This window comes from Variovorax sp. Varisp41 (assembly GCF_047325085.1).
Lineage (GTDB): Bacteria > Pseudomonadota > Gammaproteobacteria > Burkholderiales > Burkholderiaceae_C > Variovorax.
On sequence record NZ_CP168540.1, the window covers coordinates 5,004,198 to 5,020,766 of the forward strand.

The 16,569-nt window shown below is 68.9% G+C and carries 14 protein-coding genes; 4 read left to right on the plus strand and 10 right to left on the minus strand.

The genetic code is table 11. The features are described from left to right. Positions 1-6: 6 nt before the first annotated feature. From ACEN9J_RS23150 to ACEN9J_RS23180, 7 genes are all read right to left on the minus strand, one after another. Positions 7-723: an ABC transporter ATP-binding protein gene (locus tag ACEN9J_RS23150; RefSeq protein WP_203203123.1), complete on the minus strand. Its 717-nt coding sequence runs from the start codon at positions 721-723 to the stop codon at positions 7-9. Next, positions 720-1,475, minus strand: coding sequence for an ABC transporter ATP-binding protein (locus ACEN9J_RS23155; protein ID WP_057594685.1), 756 nt, complete (start codon positions 1,473-1,475; stop codon positions 720-722). Before ACEN9J_RS23155 ends, ACEN9J_RS23150 begins: the two co-directional genes overlap by 4 nt. Next, complete coding sequence (locus tag ACEN9J_RS23160) at positions 1,472-2,422, minus strand: branched-chain amino acid ABC transporter permease (RefSeq protein ID WP_413762167.1); 951 nt, start codon at positions 2,420-2,422, stop codon at positions 1,472-1,474. The genes ACEN9J_RS23155 and ACEN9J_RS23160 overlap by 4 nt, the downstream gene beginning before the upstream one ends. Continuing rightward, on the minus strand, positions 2,419-3,339 hold the full coding sequence (locus ACEN9J_RS23165) for a branched-chain amino acid ABC transporter permease (protein WP_057594683.1): 921 nt from the start codon (positions 3,337-3,339) through the stop codon (positions 2,419-2,421). The genes ACEN9J_RS23160 and ACEN9J_RS23165 overlap by 4 nt, the downstream gene beginning before the upstream one ends. A gap of 166 nt (positions 3,340-3,505) precedes the next feature. Beyond that, positions 3,506-4,699, minus strand: coding sequence for an ABC transporter substrate-binding protein (locus ACEN9J_RS23170; RefSeq protein ID WP_296797118.1), 1,194 nt, complete (start codon positions 4,697-4,699; stop codon positions 3,506-3,508). Positions 4,700-4,933: 234 nt separating this feature from the next. After that, positions 4,934-5,173 (minus strand): F0F1 ATP synthase subunit C, encoded by a 240-nt coding sequence (gene atpE / locus ACEN9J_RS23175; protein WP_057594681.1) that lies wholly within the window; start codon positions 5,171-5,173, stop codon positions 4,934-4,936. A 94-nt stretch (positions 5,174-5,267) separates the two neighbouring features. After that, on the minus strand, positions 5,268-6,155 hold the full coding sequence (locus ACEN9J_RS23180; protein WP_261212394.1) for a DMT family transporter: 888 nt from the start codon (positions 6,153-6,155) through the stop codon (positions 5,268-5,270). A 101-nt stretch (positions 6,156-6,256) separates the two neighbouring features. Between ACEN9J_RS23180 and ACEN9J_RS23185 the strand changes: the two genes are divergently transcribed. Together ACEN9J_RS23185 and ACEN9J_RS23190 are read left to right on the plus strand one after the other, a co-directional pair. After that, a complete protein-coding gene (locus tag ACEN9J_RS23185; protein WP_413762168.1) occupies positions 6,257-7,027 on the plus strand; it encodes a hypothetical protein in 771 nt (256 codons plus the stop codon). After that, on the plus strand, positions 7,024-7,503 hold the full coding sequence (locus tag ACEN9J_RS23190) for a type II toxin-antitoxin system VapC family toxin (RefSeq protein WP_413762169.1): 480 nt from the start codon (positions 7,024-7,026) through the stop codon (positions 7,501-7,503). The genes ACEN9J_RS23185 and ACEN9J_RS23190 overlap by 4 nt, the downstream gene beginning before the upstream one ends. A gap of 29 nt (positions 7,504-7,532) precedes the next feature. Here the strand turns inward: ACEN9J_RS23190 and uvrA are convergent, their stop codons facing one another. Next, positions 7,533-10,628 carry an excinuclease ABC subunit UvrA gene (gene uvrA / locus ACEN9J_RS23195; RefSeq protein WP_413762170.1) on the minus strand — a complete coding sequence of 1,032 codons (3,096 nt, stop codon included), beginning with the start codon at positions 10,626-10,628 and terminating at the stop codon, positions 7,533-7,535. Between the two features lie 47 nt (positions 10,629-10,675). Continuing rightward, on the minus strand, positions 10,676-12,043 hold the full coding sequence (locus tag ACEN9J_RS23200; protein ID WP_057594678.1) for a chloride channel protein: 1,368 nt from the start codon (positions 12,041-12,043) through the stop codon (positions 10,676-10,678). Positions 12,044-12,181: 138 nt separating this feature from the next. On the opposite strand from ACEN9J_RS23200, the gene ssb reads away from it, so the two are divergent. After that, on the plus strand, positions 12,182-12,715 hold the full coding sequence (gene ssb, locus ACEN9J_RS23205; protein ID WP_057594677.1) for a single-stranded DNA-binding protein: 534 nt from the start codon (positions 12,182-12,184) through the stop codon (positions 12,713-12,715). A gap of 75 nt (positions 12,716-12,790) precedes the next feature. Here ssb and ACEN9J_RS23210 read toward each other — a convergent pair whose 3' ends face one another. Next, the gene (locus ACEN9J_RS23210) at positions 12,791-14,707 is read right to left on the minus strand and encodes a sialate O-acetylesterase (RefSeq protein WP_413762171.1); all 1,917 of its coding nucleotides are present in this window, start codon (positions 14,705-14,707) and stop codon (positions 12,791-12,793) included. 746 nt (positions 14,708-15,453) lie between these two features. On the opposite strand from ACEN9J_RS23210, the gene ACEN9J_RS23215 reads away from it, so the two are divergent. After that, positions 15,454-16,512, plus strand: coding sequence for a ThuA domain-containing protein (locus tag ACEN9J_RS23215; protein ID WP_413762172.1), 1,059 nt, complete (start codon positions 15,454-15,456; stop codon positions 16,510-16,512). The last annotated feature ends 57 nt before the right edge of the window (positions 16,513-16,569 follow it).

The following is a 16,569-nucleotide window of genomic DNA, read 5'->3' on the forward strand; positions in this document are numbered from 1 at the left end:
GAAGACCTACACGCCCAGGTAGCGCGTCCACAGCGAACGGTCGGCATCGAGCGCGGCCGAGTCGCCCTGCCACACCACGCGCCCGCGCTCGAGGATCACGTGCCGGTCGGCCAGCGGCAGCAGGCGCTGCACGTACTTGTCGACCACCAGGATCGCCTCGCCCTCGGACTTGAGTGTGGCGATGCAGTGCCAGATCTCCTCGCGGATCACGGGCGCCAGGCCTTCGGTGGCCTCGTCGAGGATCAAGAGGCGCGGATGCGTGGACAGCGCGCGCGCGATCGCCAGCATCTGCTGCTCGCCGCCCGAGAGCTGGTTGCCCGCGTTGGCCTTGCGCTCCGCGAGGCGCGGGAACAGGCCGTAGAGCGCCTCGACGGTCCAGCGCGGCGCGCTGCCGGGGCGCGGGCGCGCGAAGGCGCGCAGGTGCTCGTCGACGCTGAGATTGGGGAACACGTGCCGGCCCTCGGGCACGATGGCCACGCCGCGGCGCGCGATGGCGTCGGGCTTGTGACCACCGATGGCCGCGCCGCCGAAGCGCAGCTCGCCGCGCATCGGCGCGAGCATGCCGGTGATGACCTTGAGCAGGGTGCTCTTGCCCATGCCGTTGCGGCCCAGCAGCGCGAGCACCTCGCCCGCGCCGATGCGCAGGTCGATGCCGAACAGCACCTGGCTCGCGCCATAACCGGCCTCGATGGCGCTGGCTTCCAACAATGTCGTCGAGCTCATGCGTGACCTTCCGCTTCGGTGCCCAGGTAGACCGCCTGCACGTCGGGATGCCCGCGCACCTCGTCGGCCGTGCCGCTCATCAGCACGCGGCCCTGCACCAGCACCGTGAGCCGGCTGGCGAGGCGGAACACGGCGTCCATGTCGTGCTCGATCAGGAGGATCGCCATCGAGGCGCGCAGCGACTCGATCAGGTCCACCATGCGAGCCGACTCGTCGGGGCCCATGCCGGCCATCGGCTCGTCGAGCAAGAGCAGCTTGGGTTCTGCCGCGAGCGCCAGCGCCACGTCGAGCGCGCGCTGCGCGCCGTGCGGCAGCGTGCCGGCGATGCGGTCGCGCTCGCGCGCCAGACCCACGCGCTCGGCCAGCGCGGCGGCGCGGTCGGCCAGGTCCTTCTCGCGCGAGCGCGGCGCGAGGAAGCGCAGGCTGCTGCCCGCGTGCGCCTGCGCGGCCAGCATCAGGTTGTCGTGCACCGTGTCCTTGGCGAACACGCGCGTGACCTGGAAGCAGCGCGACATGCCCGCGGCCACGCGCTGGTGGTCCTTGAAGCCGGTGATGTCCTTCTCGTCGAGCAGGATGCGGCCCGCATCGGCCTTGAGCAGGCCGGTGATGAGATTCACCAGCGTGGTCTTGCCCGCGCCGTTGGGGCCGATCAGCGCATGCACTTCGCCGCGCTCCACCGTGAGGCTCACATGGTCGGTCGCCAGCAGGCCGCCGAAGCGCTTGACCAGTCCTTCGATCCTGAACAGGCTCATGGCGCGGCCTTTGCGAGCGGTGCGCGGCGGCGCGACAGCGCGGCCAGTCCCTTGGGCGCCCACAGGGCGACGGCGATCAGCAGCAGGCCCAGCGGCATGTGCCAGTGTTCGGTGTGCTGCTTGAGCGCCTCCTCGAGCAGCAGCCACACGGCGGCACCGACCGGGCCGCCCCAGCTGCGGCCGAGGCCGCCGATCACCACCATCACCAGCAGCGTGGCCGACTGCGTCCAGTGCATGGTGGCCGGGCTCACGAAGCCGTTGCCGCCCGCGAGCAGCGCGCCCGCCAGGCCGGCGATGGCGCCCGCGATCGCGAAGGCCGCGAGCTGCAGCCGGAACACCGGGTAGCCGAGCGCGCGCATGCGCGTCTCGTTGTCGCGGATGCCCATCAGCGCATGGCCGAAGCGCGATTGCGTGGCGCGCTGCAGCCACCACAGCGCGAGCGCCACCAGCGCCAGCACCACCCAGTAGAAGTTGCTCTCGTTGCCGAGGTCGAGGCCCGGCAGCAGGGTGGGGCGGCTCATCAGCGTGTAGCCGTCGTCGCCGCCGTACTTGCGCAGCGAGACCGCGACGAAGTACAGCATCTGCGCGAAGGCCAGCGTGGTCATGATGAAGTAGACGCCGCGCGTGCGCAGCGCCACCGTGCCGATCAGCGCGGCGGCCAGGCCGGCCACCACCACGGCCGCGGGCCACAGCACCCAGGCCGAGGTCGTGCCGGCGTCGCTGAGCGCCACCACCGTGTAGGCACCCACGCCGATGAAGCCCGCATGGCCGAGCGCGACCATGCCGCCGAAGCCGAGGATGAAGTTGAGGCTGGCCGCGGCCAGCGCGACGATCAGCACGCGGCGCACGAAGCCGATGTAGAACTCGAGGCCGAACAGCGGTGCGATCAGGGGAAAGGCCGCGAGCAGCAGCAGGAGCAGCCCGAGGCCGATGTGACGGGTTTTCATGCGCGTGCCGAGAAGAGGCCCGAGGGCCTGAAGAGAAGGACCGCCACCATCAGCGCGTACATCGCGACCTCTGCCACCAGCGGGCCGAGGTCGGCCGCGGTGGCCGGCGGCAGCGTGGCGCGCAGCAGCATCGGCACGAAGGCGCGGCCGATGGTGTCGACGATGCCCACCAGCAGCGCGGCCACGAAGGCGCCGCGCACCGAGCCGATGCCGCCGATCACCAGCACCACCAGCGCCGGGATCAGGATCTGTTCGCCCATGCCGACCTGCACCGCGACGATCGGGCCCATCAGCGCGCCGGCCAGCGCGGCGAGTGCCGCGCCGAGCAGGAACACGCCGTTGAAGATGCGGCCCACGCGCACGCCCATCAGCTCGGCCATCGGCCGGTCCGAGGCGCCCGCGCGCACCCGCATGCCGATGCGCGTGTGGTTCACGAGCAGGTAGAGCGCCAGCGCGACCAGCATGCCGCCGACCAGGATCACCAGCCGGTACGAGGGATAGGGCAGGCCGTCCATCAGCTCGACCGGGCCCGAGAGCGCGGCGGGCGTCGGCGCCATCACCGGCGACGGGCCCCAGATCATCTTGACGAGGTCGTCGGCCACCAGGATCACGCCGAAGGTCGCGAGCACCTGCGCGAGGTGGTCGCGCGTGTAGAGGCGGCGCATCAGCAGCACCTCGAGCAGCAGCGCCACCACCACGGTGACCGCCACCGCGATGACGATGGCCGCGGCGAACGAGCCGGTGCGCGTGTGCGCCTCGGCCGCGACATAGGCGCCGGCCATGAACAGCGAACCGTGCGCGAGGTTCAGCACGTCCATGATGCCGAACACCAGCGTGAGGCCCGCGGCCAGCAGGAACAGCATCAGGCCGTAGCCGAGGCCGTTGAGCAGCTGCTCGAGAACGAGGATGGGGGTCATTGGATGAGAGTGGAATGCGGGCAGCCGTACGCGAAGGGCGCGAAGGTTTCGCGAAGGACGCAAAAGAAAACCTCGAAAGTTTTCCGCTGTCTCTTTCGCGTCCTTCGCGGATTCTTCACGTCCTCTGCGTCCGGAAGTTCGGGAATCCGAATGGCGCGGGCGCCGCTTACTTCATCGGGCACTTGTCGGCGTAGCTGTCGCCGTAGTTGGTCAAGACGGTGTTGATCAGCTTGTTCGTGACCTTGCCCTGTGCGTCCTTGCCGATCACGCGCAGGTAGAAGTTCTCGATGGGGTAGTGGTTGTTGGCGTACTTGAAGGTGCCGCGCGTCGAGGCGTAGTTGGCTTTCTTGAGCGCCGCGATCACGGCCTCGCGGTTCTGCGCGTTGCCGCCGGCCTGCTTCACGGCGGCGTCCATCGCGAGGATGGCGTCGTAGGCCTGCGCGGCGTAGACCGACGGGTAGCGGCCGTTGTATTCCTTGCGGAACGCGGCCACGAAGGCCTTGTTGGCGGCGTTGTCGAGGTCGTGCGCCCAGTGCGAGGTGTTGAACAGGCCCAGCATCGGCTCGCCCACGGCACCGATCACGTCCTCGTCGGCCGAGAAGCCGCTGGTGACCAGCGTGATGTCCTTCGACAGGCCCGCGCCCACGAACTGCTTGATGAAGTTGATGCCCATCGCGCCGGGCAGGAAGAAGTAGATCGAGTCGGGCTTGGAGGCGCGCAGCTGCGCGAGCTCGGCCGCGTAGTCGATCTGGCCGAGCTTGGTGTAGAGCTCGTCGGCCACCTGGCCCTTGAACTGGCGCTTGAAGCCGCCGAGCGCGTCCTTGCCCGCGGGATAGTTGGGCGCGATCAGCACGATCTTCTTGAAGGCGCGGTCCTGCGCGAACTTGCCGGCGGCCTCGTGGAACTGGTCGTTCTGGTAGGCGGTGCCGAAGAAGTAGGCATTGCACTGCGCGCCTGCGAACTGGCTCGGGCCGGCGTTGGCCGAGAGGTAGGGCACCTTGGCGTTGAACAGGGTCGGGCCGACGGCCAGCGCCACGTTGGAGCCGATCGGGCCGCTGAAGATGTCGATCTTGTCGCGCTGGATCATGCGGTCGACCAGCTGCTTGGCCTGGTCGGGGCTGCCGGCCATGTCGGCCTGCACGAACTCCACCTCCTGCCCGCCGAGCTTGCCGCCCAGCTGCTTGATGCCGAGCGCGAAGCCGTCGCGCGCCTCGGCGCCCAGCGCCGCGAACGGGCCCGAGATGTCGAGCGCGAGGCCGACCTTGACCGGCGCGGCCATGGCCGAGGCCGCGGCGCCGCACAGCAGCAGCGAAAGCAGGGTGCGCGGCAGCGCGGACGATTTCGGGGACGGTTGGCTCATCGGGTTCTCCGGCAGGGATGGGGGTGAAACGGCATCGAACCGTTGATAGCTAAATACTTTAGCCGTAAACAATTCGGTGTCAACGGTGCTAGCACGAATGGTGCCAGTGGCCGCCTCGTGCGCGGCCCCGATGTCCCCAAAAAAAAGAAGCGGCATCGACCTGGATCGATGCCGCCTGCGATGCCCTCGAAGAGGGCGCGGCGCCTGCGTGGTGCGCCGCTTTCCTCGCGCCGATCAGCCGAAGGGGCTGGCCGTCGCGAACCACAGGCCGATGCCGGTGGCGATGATGAAGGCCCCGTCGGTCACGCCCGCGACCAGGAAGAACTTGGTCTGCAGCGTGTCGACCATCTCGGGCTGGCGCGTCGTGCCTTCGAGGAACTTCTGCCCCACCAGCGCGATGCCGATGCACGAGCCCAGTGCCGCGATGCCGATCAGCAGGGCGACCGCGAGGGGGAGGATGTTGAAGCCGTTCATGGTGCTTTCTCCAGTGGTTGATGCCTGGACGTACTGTCCCGCATCGACTGCACCGGGTCCATGACCTCGCGGGTCATGCGCGCGCGGCGATCGCTCAGGTCCGCGCGGCGCGCGAGGGCCACAGCACCGAGGCGATCGCCACCATCATCAGCGCCACCGCCACCCAGTCCTGCCAGTGCACCGCCTCGCCGAGCCACACGGCGCCGCTGAACACGCCGAGCACCGGGATGAACATCACGCTGAGCGTGGAGGCCACGGGCGGCAGCCCGCGCGCGAGATAGAACCACGCCGCGTGCGCGAAGCCGAAGATCAGCACCGCGTTGTAGAGGATCGAACCCCAGGTCACGCTGCCGGGCCAGCGCCACTGGTCGCGTTCGAACAGCGCCGACAGCACCGTCATCACCACCGCGGTGAGCGCCGTCATCCAGAACGAGAGCGTGAGCGTCGGCAGCCCGATGCGCGTGTGGCGCAGCAACTGCGTGCCCAGCGCCCAGGTGGCGGCCGCCACCAGCGCGAGCGCGACGTAGCCGGGCCGGCCCGCGAAGTCGGTGAGCTCGTGCCACAGCAGCAGGCCCACGCCGATCGCGCAGGCGCCCACGCCGGTCCAGGCACGGCGCGAGAGCGCGGCCGAGAACAGCAGCGCGCCGATCACCGCCGAGAACACCGGCATCGTGTAGCCGAGGATGGCCGCGCGCCCGCCCGATAGCGCCTTCACCGCGAGGATGATGCAGGCGTGCCAGACGAACATGTTGGTGGCGCCCAGCCACAGCAGCTCGGGCCAGGCGCCGCGCGGCACGCGGAACGGCACCTTCATCCACGCCAGCGCCAGGCCCAGCACCGGCAGCCCGAGCCAGATCGAGATCGCGCGGAAGGCCAGCGGCGGATAGTCCGCCACGCCGAGCTTCATCACCGGCCAGTTGAGGCCCCAGGCGAGGGTCAGCAGGACGAGGATGACGAACTGGCGCGGGGTGAAGGAAGGCATGGGGCGCGATTGTGGCGCGGACCGTGGTTTCGTGCCTGGAGCCGAGAAGATGCAGCGGGCCTCCTCTACAACGAAATGACCTCGACACCTAGAATGACCCGATGGAAGCGCAAGCCTTGCTGATAGCTTTGCACGACGAGTCGGCCGGATACGAAATCTCGCCGGAGCGGGTGCCGCTGTCCGTGTTGCGCGGCTTCGCCAGGGACGTCGACGAGTTCCTGCGCGGCGATGGCAACGATGTCGACACCAGTGCGCTGGATGTCTCCGTCGAGAAAGGTTCGCTGGCCATCCGCACGGCACCGACGGCCAACCCGGTGCTGATGAACGACCTGCGAAGACTCGCGGGCAGCCAGCAGATGGAAGGCATCGCGGCGAAGCGCCGCGCGGTGGTCGAGCGCTGGCAGAAGAGTGCGCGCGGCGGTCGCGGCTGGCGTGTGAGCATCGCGGCGGATTTCCTGCCCGCCGCGATCGTGATCGACAGCGAGTCGGACTTCAGGGCCGACGATGCGGACCAATGGGTGCGCGTCGAGCGCTATGTGCGTGGCGAGATCGAGGACATGGGCGGGCACACCAAACCCAATGCCCACATTCGCCTGCCCGATGGCAAGACGCTGCTGGTCGATGCGGCGCGCGAGATGCTGCGGGACGAGAAGGTCAACCGCCTCTACAAGCCCGCCATGATCCGGATCGTCGCCGAATACAACGTCATGACGCGCGAATACCGGAACGCGAGGCTGCTCGAATTCGTCGAGCACGAAAGCCGGCTCGACGAGAAGGAGCTCGATCGCCTGACCCAGCGGGGTGCGAAGGCATGGCGCGACGTGCCCGATGCCGGTGCGTGGGTCGACGAGCTGCGGGGAAGCAAGGAGTGAGTGCGATCCTGCTCGACACGAGCTACCTGATCTCGCTCGCCGATCCGGGGCGCGCGCATCATCCGGCGGCGGTCGGCTATCTGCGCGAAGCACTCAAACGCGGTGTGCCGCTGTATCTCTCGGCCGTTGCCGCATCGGAGTTCCAGGTCAAGCAGGCCGTGACCGATCTGCCGCTGCGCAACTTCGAGGTGCTTCCTTTCAACATCGACCACGCGATGACCGCGGGCCTGCTGATGCGTGGGTTGGCGCGGGATCCGGTCGACGATCGAAGCGCCGTCAAGGACGACATCAAGCTGATCGCCCAGGCCATCTGCGAATCGCTGACGCACATCCTCACCGAGGATGCGCATACGCTGGTGAAGTACCTTCGCAGGCTGAATGCGGCGGGCACCTGTGCCGTGCAGCCGATCCTGCTGGCCGATGGCTTCGATTCGGCCTGGTTCGACAACGGGCAACGTGGCCTGCTGAGCGAATAGGCGAAAGGGCTCCCAGAGCCCTCTTCGTATCAGCCCGGCAGCAGCCGCTTGAGGTAATGCCCCGTATGGCTCGCCTCGTTCGCCGCCAGATCCTCCGGCGTGCCCGCGCCCACCACCGTGCCGCCGCCGGCGCCGCCCTCGGGGCCCATGTCGATCAGCCAGTCGGCGGTCTTGATGACGTCGAGGTTGTGCTCGATCACGACGATGGTGTTGCCCGCGTCGCGCAGCTGGTGCAGCACCTTGAGCAGCAGCTCGATGTCGGCGAAGTGCAGGCCGGTGGTCGGCTCGTCGAGGATGTAGAGCGTGCGCCCGGTGTCGCGCTTGCTGAGCTCGAGCGCGAGCTTCACGCGCTGCGCCTCGCCGCCCGACAGCGTGGTGGCCGACTGGCCGAGCTTGATGTAGCTGAGGCCCACGTCGAGCAGTGTGCGCAGCTTGCGCTCGATGGTCGGCACGGCCTTCAGGAACTCGTGCGCGACCTCGACCGTCATGTCGAGGATCTGCGCGATGTTGCGGCCCTTGTACTGGACCTCGAGCGTCTCGCGGTTGTAGCGCTGGCCGTGGCAGACCTCGCAGGGCACGTAGACATCGGGCAGGAAGTGCATCTCGACCTTCACCACGCCGTCGCCCTGGCAGGCCTCGCAGCGCCCGCCCGCCACGTTGAAGCTGAAGCGGCCCGGCCCGTAGCCGCGCTCGCGCGCGGTGTTGGTCTCGGCCATCAGCTCGCGGATCGGCGTGAACAGACCCGTGTAGGTGGCCGGGTTGCTGCGCGGCGTGCGGCCGATCGGGCTCTGGTCGACGTTGATGACCTTGTCGAAGTACTCGATGCCTTCGACCGCCTCGTGCGGTGCGGGCTCCTCGTGGGCGCGGTAGAGGGTGCGCGCGACGGCGCTGTAGAGCGTGTCGTTGACCAGCGTGGACTTGCCCGAGCCCGAGACGCCGGTGACGCAGGTCAGCAGGCCGACCGGGAAGGCCACGCTCACGTTCTTGAGGTTGTTGCCGCTGGCGCCGACCACGCGGATCTCCTGCAGCGCGGTCTGCGAGGCGAGGTGCGCGGCCTCGCGCGCGGCGCGGCGCTCGGCCGCGGGGCTCTGCGGAAAGCGCGAGGCCTTGCGCGGCTCGGCCGGCACTTCCTTCTTCACCACCGGCAGCCAGGGCGTGCGGCGCTTCGGCACCTCGATCTTCTTCGCGCCCGAGAGGTACTGGCCGGTCAGCGATTCGGGGTTGGCCGCCACCTGCGCGAAGCTGCCCTGCGCCATCACGCGGCCGCCGTGCACGCCGGCGCCCGGGCCCATGTCGATCACGTGGTCGGCGGCGTGGATCATGTCCTCGTCGTGCTCGACCACGATCACGCTGTTGCCGATGTCGCGCAGATGCTTGAGCGTGCCGATCAGGCGGTCGTTGTCGCGCTGGTGCAGGCCGATGCTGGGCTCGTCGAGCACGTACATCACGCCGGTCAGGCCCGAGCCGATCTGCGAGGCGAGGCGGATGCGCTGCGCCTCGCCGCCCGACAGCGTCTCGGCGCTGCGGTCCAGGCTCAGGTAGTTGAGGCCCACGTCGTTGAGGAACTTGAGGCGCAGGCCGATCTCGCGCACCACCTTGTCGGCGATCTCGGCCTTGGCGCCGCGCAACTGCAGGCGCTGGAACCACGAGAGGCTGTCGCGCAAGGTGAGCCGGCTCAATTCGAAGATCGCCATGCGCGGCGGCTCGCCGCCGTCCGCCGGGCGCGCCGACTCGTCGACCAGGAATACATTGCGCGCCTCGCGCCGCAGCCGCGAGCCGCCGCATTCGGGGCAGGGCTGGAAGCTGCGGTAGCGCGCGAGGTCCTCGCGCACCATCACCGAGTCGGTCTCGCGGTAGCGCCGCGCCATGTTGGGGATGATCCCCTCGAAGGGATGCTTCTTCGTGAGCTTCTTGCCCGCGAAGTTGCCCGACTCCATGGTGTAGTTGAACTTGATCTCCTCGCCCGCGGAGCCGTGCAGCAGCACCTGCTGCACCGAGGCCGGCAGCGATTCGAAGGGCGCGTCGACGTCGAACTTGTAGTGCTTCGCGACGCTCTCGATCATGCTGAAGTAGTAGCCGTTGCGGCGGTCCCAGCCCTTGATTGCGCCGCTGGCCAGCGACAGCGAGGGGAAGGCCACCACGCGCGCCGCGTCGAACACCTCGCTGTGGCCCAGGCCGTCGCAGCTCGGGCAGGCGCCCACGGGCGAGTTGAACGAGAACAGCCGCGGCTCGAGCTCGGCCAGCGAGTAGTGGCAGATCGGGCAGGAGAACTTGGCGTTGAACAGGTGCTCGCGGTCGGGCTGGCCCTCGGCGCCGAGCTCGAGCACCAGCGCGCGGCCCTCGGCCAGGCGCAGCGCGGCCTCGAAGCTCTCGGCCAGGCGCTGCTGCATGTCGGGGCGCGCGCGCAGCCGGTCGATCACCACGTCGATGTCGTGTTTCTCGGTCTTCTTGAGCTTGGGCAGGTCGTTGTATTCGTAGGTCTGGCCGTCGACGCGAAAGCGGATGTAGCCCGCGGCCTGCATCTCGGCGAACAGCTCGACGAACTCGCCCTTCTTCTCGCGCGCCACCGGCGCGAGGATCATCAATCGCGGCTCTTCGCCCAGGCCCAGCGTCGCGTCGACCATCTGCGAGACGGTCTGCGCCTGCAGCGGCAGGTGGTGGTCGGGGCAGAAGGGCGTGCCCGCGCGCGCATAGAGCAGGCGCAGGTAGTCGTGGATCTCGGTCACCGTGCCCACGGTGGAGCGCGGGTTGTGGCTGGTGGCCTTCTGCTCGATGCTGATCGCGGGCGACAGGCCCTCGATCACGTCGACGTCGGGCTTGTCCATCAGCTGCAGGAACTGCCGCGCATAGGCCGACAGGCTCTCGACGTAGCGCCGCTGGCCCTCGGCATAGAGCGTGTCGAAGGCCAGGCTCGACTTGCCCGAGCCCGACAGGCCGGTGATCACCACCAGCTTGTTGCGCGGGATGTCGAGGTCGACGTTCTTGAGGTTGTGGGTGCGCGCGCCGCGGATGCTGATGCGCTGCTGGGCCAGCACGGCGCCCAGGTAGGCTTCGCGTTGGGCGTCGCGCTCGCTTTCGCGTTCGGCTTCTGCGTTCGCAGTGTCTTCGGTGGCTTTTGAATTCAAGGGGCGATCGTCCGAGGGCAACCGGACATGATAGACCGCCGGGGAATTCATTGCGAGCGGGGCGGTTCCTCGCGGGCGACGGGCTCCTGCGGCTGCGCCGCGAGCCGCCCGGTGGCCACGCCCACCATGTGCTCGGCCAGCGTCTCGTACAGCGGCCGGCTGATCATGCGCGAGACCAGGCTCGCGAGCATGGCCGAGGCCATCAGGCTCAGCACCATGGCGTGTCCGTCGACCATCTCCATCACGATGATGAAGGCCGTCAGCGGGGCCTGCGTCACCGCGGCCAGGAAGCCCGCCATGCCGAGCGCGATCAGTGCCGGCCCGAACTCGGGGCTCGCGAGCCGCGCGATGGCATCGCCGATGCCGGCGCCGATCGACAGCGAGGGCGCGAAGATGCCGCCCGGCGCGCCGCTCCAGGCCGTGAGCCAGGTGGCGACGAACTTCAGCAGCGTATAGAGCGGCGAGAGCGGGGCCTCGCCATGCAGCATCTGCTTGACCGCCTCCGAGCCCGCGCCGTAGGTGACGCCGCCCGTGGCCAGCCCGATCACGGCCACGGCCAGCCCGCAGGCCGCCGCGAAGCGCACCGGGTAACGCCGGCGCCAGTGGTTCAGGCGCTGCGGCGCGCCGGTCAGCGAGGCGATCAGCAGGCGCGCGAACAGCCCGCCCGCCACGCCGCTGAGCAGCGCCACGGCCAGGCCCGGGCCGAGCAGGCTCCAGTCCAGGTGCGGCACGCGGATCACGCCGAAATAGCTGAGGTTGCCGAAGGCCGACACCGCCACCAGGCCCGCGAGCACGATGCCGGTGATGATCACGCCGCTGGCGCGCGCTTCCAGCCGGCCCGACAGCTCCTCGATGGCGAACACCACGCCCGCGAGCGGCGCGTTGAACGCGGCCGCGATGCCGGCCGCGCCGCCGGCCACCAGCAGCGCGCGCATGTCGATCGTGCTGCCGGGCGACAGCCAGCGCTTCGCGTGCTGCATCACGCCGGCCGCCACCTGCACCGAAGGCCCTTCGCGCCCCACCGACAGGCCGGCCGCGAAGCCCGCGGCGCCGAGCCCGATCTTGGCCAGCGTCAGCCGCAGCGAGGCGAACAGGCCGCGCCGCTCCGAGGGCAGCTCGGGGTCGAGCGCGGCCTTGATCTGCGGGATGCCCGAACCCGCCGCGCCCGGGAACCAGCGCCGCGTGGCCCAGACGATGGCGGCCGTGAGCGCCGGCGTCCACAGCAGCACGGCCCAGGGATGGCGGTGGAACAGGCCTTCGAACAGCGCGAAGGCCCATTCGGCCGCGTGCGTGAAGCCCACCACGAACAGGCCCGCGAGCACCGCGTAGCCGAGCACGATGGCGCGGTCGATCCACAGGCGCCAGCCCGAAAACTCGGCGCGCAGGTTCTGCAGGAAGTCGGGCTCGTGATTCATCGGTCCAGCCCGCCATTCTGCCGCGCGGTAGCGGGATGCCTTGCCAGCGGAGGCCGCGTCGCGCGGTCCATCGGGCACAATGCGTGTCCTTCTTTTTCCTTCAAACCTCCTCTTACTCATTCATCAGGGGCAGCGCACATGGCATCGGTCAACAAAGTCATCCTCGTCGGCAACCTCGGCCGCGATCCCGAAACCCGTACCTTCCCGAGCGGCGACCAGGTCTGCAACGCGACCCTCGCGACCACCGACAAGTGGAAGGACAAGCAAAGCGGCGAGATGCGCGAAGCCACCGAGTGGCACCGTCTCGTGTTCAACGGCCGCCTGGCCGAAATCGCCGCGCAGTACCTGCGCAAGGGCTCGCAGATCTACGTCGAAGGCCAGATCCGCACGCGCAAGTACACCGACAAGGACGGCGTCGAGAAGTACGCGACCGACATTCGCGTCGACCAGATGCAGATGCTCGGCAGCCGCCAGGGCCAGGGCGCCCCGGCGGGCGGCGGCTACGACGACGGCGGCTACTCGCAAGGTGGTGGCGGCGGCGGTGGCGGCTACGCCCCCGCGCCGGCGCGTGCGCCGGCCGCCGCGCCACGCGCACCGGCGCCCGCGCCGCGCCAGGCACCGGCCAAGTCCTCGTCGGGCTTCGACGACATGGACGACGACATTCCGTTCTGATCCGACGGGACTTCCTTCGCAAGCAAGGGCCGGCTCTCCAGGGAGCCGGCCTTTTTTCTTGCCGCGCGCCGCGGCTCAGGGCCGGCGTTCCTTTGCGTGGACATCGCCGATGGTGCCGGCGTCGAGGGCGCTGTCGTAGATGCGCACGTTGTCGAGGAATCCGTTGTTCAAGCCATTGCCGCCCATGAAGGCGCCGATCGTGAAGAAGCTGGCCTGGTCGCGCAGGGCCGGGACCCCGGCCCTCTCCGAGACTTTCACGCCGTTCCTGTAGAGCTTCAGCACGCCACCGGATACCGCTGCGTCATAGGTGACCGCGAAGTGGTGCCATGTGTCGAGCTCGGGAGGGCCGGAGGGGTCCGCGACCAGTTCGAAGCCCTGGCCATGTCCTCCGGCGGACACGGGCTTGCCCTGCGGCAGGAAGAAGGTGTGCTGCCCGGCCGTTCGCCCCTGGTTGTCGCTCGACACGAGGTTCTGGGCGCCCGCGTAGGTGCCGAGCTTCACCCACACCGACTTGGTGTAGGCCGTGGCATTGATCGCCCGTGGCACCGTGACCCAGCCCGGCGCACCAGTGTCCTGCGACAGCCGCATGACCTTGCCGCGCACGGCATCGTCCACGAAGCCGACCCCCTTGCCGGCGGCCGTGCCATTCATCGCGGTGCCCAGCGAACCGGTGTTCGCCAGGTCGCCGGCCTCGAAGGTGTATTCGAAAGCCGCCGGCGGCACGCGGACCGTCTGCGCCGGCAAGGTGGCGATGGCATCCAGCTGGGCCGCGGTGCCCAGGCCGGCCTGGCCCACGGCGGCGATGCGCACCGAATAGCTCGCGTCGGGTTTCAAGCCGCTCAGCATGATGGAGGTTGCCAGGCTGGTGGCGAATCCCGTGTCGGTCCAGGCGGCCTCGCCGGACAGGCGGTAGGCGATCCGGTAGCCCGTGATGGCGTTGCGGCCCGAGAGGGCCGGCGCAGTCCAGCGCAGCTCGATCCAGCTGGCTCCCGAGGTGGCGCTCAAGGCCGTCGGTGCCGAAGGCGGTGCGAAGGCCGTCGGTGCATTGGCCAGGGCATGGGGCAGTTGCGCGAAATAGCGCAGCCCGTGTTCCCGTTGGCCCGCCGCGCTGAAGTGAATCGGGTCGCCGGGAGGAGACGGCAAACCGGTGGACGAGGCCACGGCGGTGAATGGAACGCGCTGGGTCGTCTCGTCGATGGCCTGCATGATGTTCGCCTTGGCCGCCGTCGTTTCGCCGGCCGCGTTGAACGTCGTGTCGACCAGTCCCCAGCTGTCGGTGAACTTCCCCAGGATCATCGGTGCCGAAGCCGCCCCGGCGATGCGAGCCCGGAACCCGTAGATCGCCGCATCCAGCGCCGCCGCGTAGCGCGCCGGCTGCGAGCCCCAGAAGCGGACATCGTCCTCGCCCTGGTGCCAGAGGATGCCCGCGAACCTGTTGCTCGGATGCGTGGCCATGGCCGCATTGGCTCGTTCCACGGCTTGTTCGAACAGGTCGTTTCCGGGATTCCAGCGCTGTTGATAGAAGCCGGTGCCGCCGAAAGCCGAGGGCACCAGCAGGATGCCTCGCCCCTTGGGGAGGTCATTGAGATAGGCCCTGGAAAACTGCATGGCCAGACCCACCCCGTTATCGCGCTGAGGATGGTCGAGCGGATCGATTGCGGGAATGACGAAATTGCGGTGATCGTTCCAGAAGCCCAATTGCAGGATGCGCGGGTCCGGTGCGTCCAGAACCGGATCGAAGTTCTTGTCCCAGCCGACCATGTTCGATTGGCCGGCGAGCAGGAATACGTCGAACCCGGTTTCGGCGGAAGTCTCCGGCACCGCCGGATCGGTCGTCGTGCCGCCTCCCGGCCCGGGCCCCCGGGTGTCGCCGCCATTGGGCGCCACGGCAACGGGCACGGGGACGAAGCGCGTGTTCGTATCGCCGCCTCCACATCCCGCGAGGACCAGGCACGCGGCCGCGCAGGCCAGAATATTTCGCAGTGATTTCACGATTTGCCTCCTTTTGCTACCGATCAATACGGCGGGCCGTTTTTTTGATTTTTTGAAAGATGCGGCCTTTGGAAGCCGGGAGTCTTTGGCGATCGGCTGACGGTCTTCTTACGCAATCGATTCAATTCCTGGAGGATTGAATTTCAAGAGTCCCGAATTGCATGAGTGGGCGAAATGGCCGGCGGCTGATCAATCGGCCTCGCCGATGAATTCATTCCATAAAGAAATTTCGCGTGCCGGCCCGCGGCCTCGAACGGGCGAACCGCGGCACCGAGGAGGCGAGGCGGCCGCGGCCCGAGGTGCTCCCGCCCGCCGCCTCCCGGCGGAGGAGGGTAAGTCTTGAGAAAGGAATGAATTTCTATACTGGAAATATTTTCCAGTTCTGCTTATGATTCCTCCCAGCGGGCCCTTCGGCCCCGACTCCCAGTCCTGGAGACGATCCGTGCCACTGCCTCGTCCGTTGTCCGTGTCCGATCTGCGGCGCGTGCCGAACGCGCCGTCCTGAGCGTTCGCCCGCGCCCCGCGCGTCCTTCGCGCCTGCTTCCGTCGTCGCAACCGCAGCTTCCTTCGCTCGCCGAGGGAGGGCGGCCTGCCGCACCCGATCGAAGCAGGGCGCCGCTTTCCCGTCTGAGGCCGGCATTCCTTGGTGCTTCGTCGGCTGCTTCCCCGGCCATCGGAAGCAGTCGAGCCATCCCGGCAGGGCGCGCCCGCGCGGTCCCGGCCACGACTACAAGTAGGAGACTTCGTTGAAACCAGCTCATTCCCTGACCCTCGGCCTCGTGTCGAGCGCGGCGCTCGCCCTGGTCCTGACCGCCTGTGGCGGCGGCAGCGGCGGCGGTGGTGGCTTCGTGCCGATCGCGGTGGCGCCGCCACCGCCGCCGCCGGCCGTGGCGCCCGAGGAACCGGTGGACGACCGGCCCACCGATCCCGTGGCCGAGGCGCCCGACAACAGCTTCGACACCTACTACAACGTCTGCCGCGGCACCGACCCCAAGTGCTACAACGACTGGGGCGCCTTCGCCACCACGCCCGACCGCGTGCTGATCTACTCGCGCACCGCCGGGCCGCGCCACGCCAACCTCGGCACGCCGATGGGCCCGGGCCTCAACCCCGTCATGAATCCCGATAACGTGATGCAGGCGGGCCTGGTGCGCATGCTCAAGGACGCGGCCATCGCGGCCGACTGGACCGAGGACGTGGCCGTGCTCGGCAGCCGCATCAACAACTACAAGGCCGTGATCTTCGCGAGCTCGAACCGCGACACGCTGTGGAACGGCGCGGTCACGACCAGCAACGATGCCGCGCGCACCGCGCTGCGCAACTACATGCGCCGCGGCGGCGGCTTCGTCGGGCTGCACAACGCCTTCGGCGCCGAATACAACTGGCCCTACTACGAAGGCCTGCTGGGCAACGCCAACTTCTACAACCACGGGCCCAACCGCTCGGGCGACGTCGAGATCATTGCCGACGACCCCTCCACCGTGGACCTGCCCAGGCGCTTCACCTTCCAGGACGAGTGGTACAACCTCGCGCCCTTCCCGACCAACGTGAAGTTCCTCGCCAAGGTCGACACCTCCACGCTCAAGCCGCTGACCTCGCCGCCGCATCCGGGCCATGCGGACTTCCATCCCGTGGCCTGGTGCCAGTACTACGACGGCGGCCGCGCCTGGCTCAGCACGCTGGGCCACAACGACCACTCGTTCAGCGCCAGCTCGACCGGACCCGGCGCCGACCAGTTCCAGAAGCTGGTGGTGCAGGGCGTGAAGTCGGCCATGGGCCTGACGCCCTTCTGCACCACGCCCTGAGCTGACCCGACCGGCCTCGCGGCCCGCACGGTGCCTTGGCGCCGTGCGCGCAGCCCT

Coding starts and splice junctions, on each gene's coding strand:
- ACEN9J_RS23155 (WP_057594685.1), bottom strand. CDS start 1,475: ATGAGCCTGTTCAGGATCGAAGGACTGGTCAAGCGCTTCGGCGGCCTG.
- ACEN9J_RS23170 (WP_296797118.1), bottom strand. CDS start 4,699: ATGAGCCAACCGTCCCCGAAATCGTCCGCGCTGCCGCGCACCCTGCTT.
- ACEN9J_RS23150 (WP_203203123.1), bottom strand. CDS start 723: ATGAGCTCGACGACATTGTTGGAAGCCAGCGCCATCGAGGCCGGTTAT.
- ssb (WP_057594677.1), top strand. CDS start 12,182: ATGGCATCGGTCAACAAAGTCATCCTCGTCGGCAACCTCGGCCGCGAT.
- ACEN9J_RS23180 (WP_261212394.1), bottom strand. CDS start 6,155: ATGCCTTCCTTCACCCCGCGCCAGTTCGTCATCCTCGTCCTGCTGACC.
- atpE (WP_057594681.1), bottom strand. CDS start 5,173: ATGAACGGCTTCAACATCCTCCCCCTCGCGGTCGCCCTGCTGATCGGC.
- ACEN9J_RS23185 (WP_413762168.1), top strand. CDS start 6,257: ATGGAAGCGCAAGCCTTGCTGATAGCTTTGCACGACGAGTCGGCCGGA.
- ACEN9J_RS23160 (WP_413762167.1), bottom strand. CDS start 2,422: ATGAAAACCCGTCACATCGGCCTCGGGCTGCTCCTGCTGCTGCTCGCG.
- ACEN9J_RS23165 (WP_057594683.1), bottom strand. CDS start 3,339: ATGACCCCCATCCTCGTTCTCGAGCAGCTGCTCAACGGCCTCGGCTAC.
- ACEN9J_RS23200 (WP_057594678.1), bottom strand. CDS start 12,043: ATGAATCACGAGCCCGACTTCCTGCAGAACCTGCGCGCCGAGTTTTCG.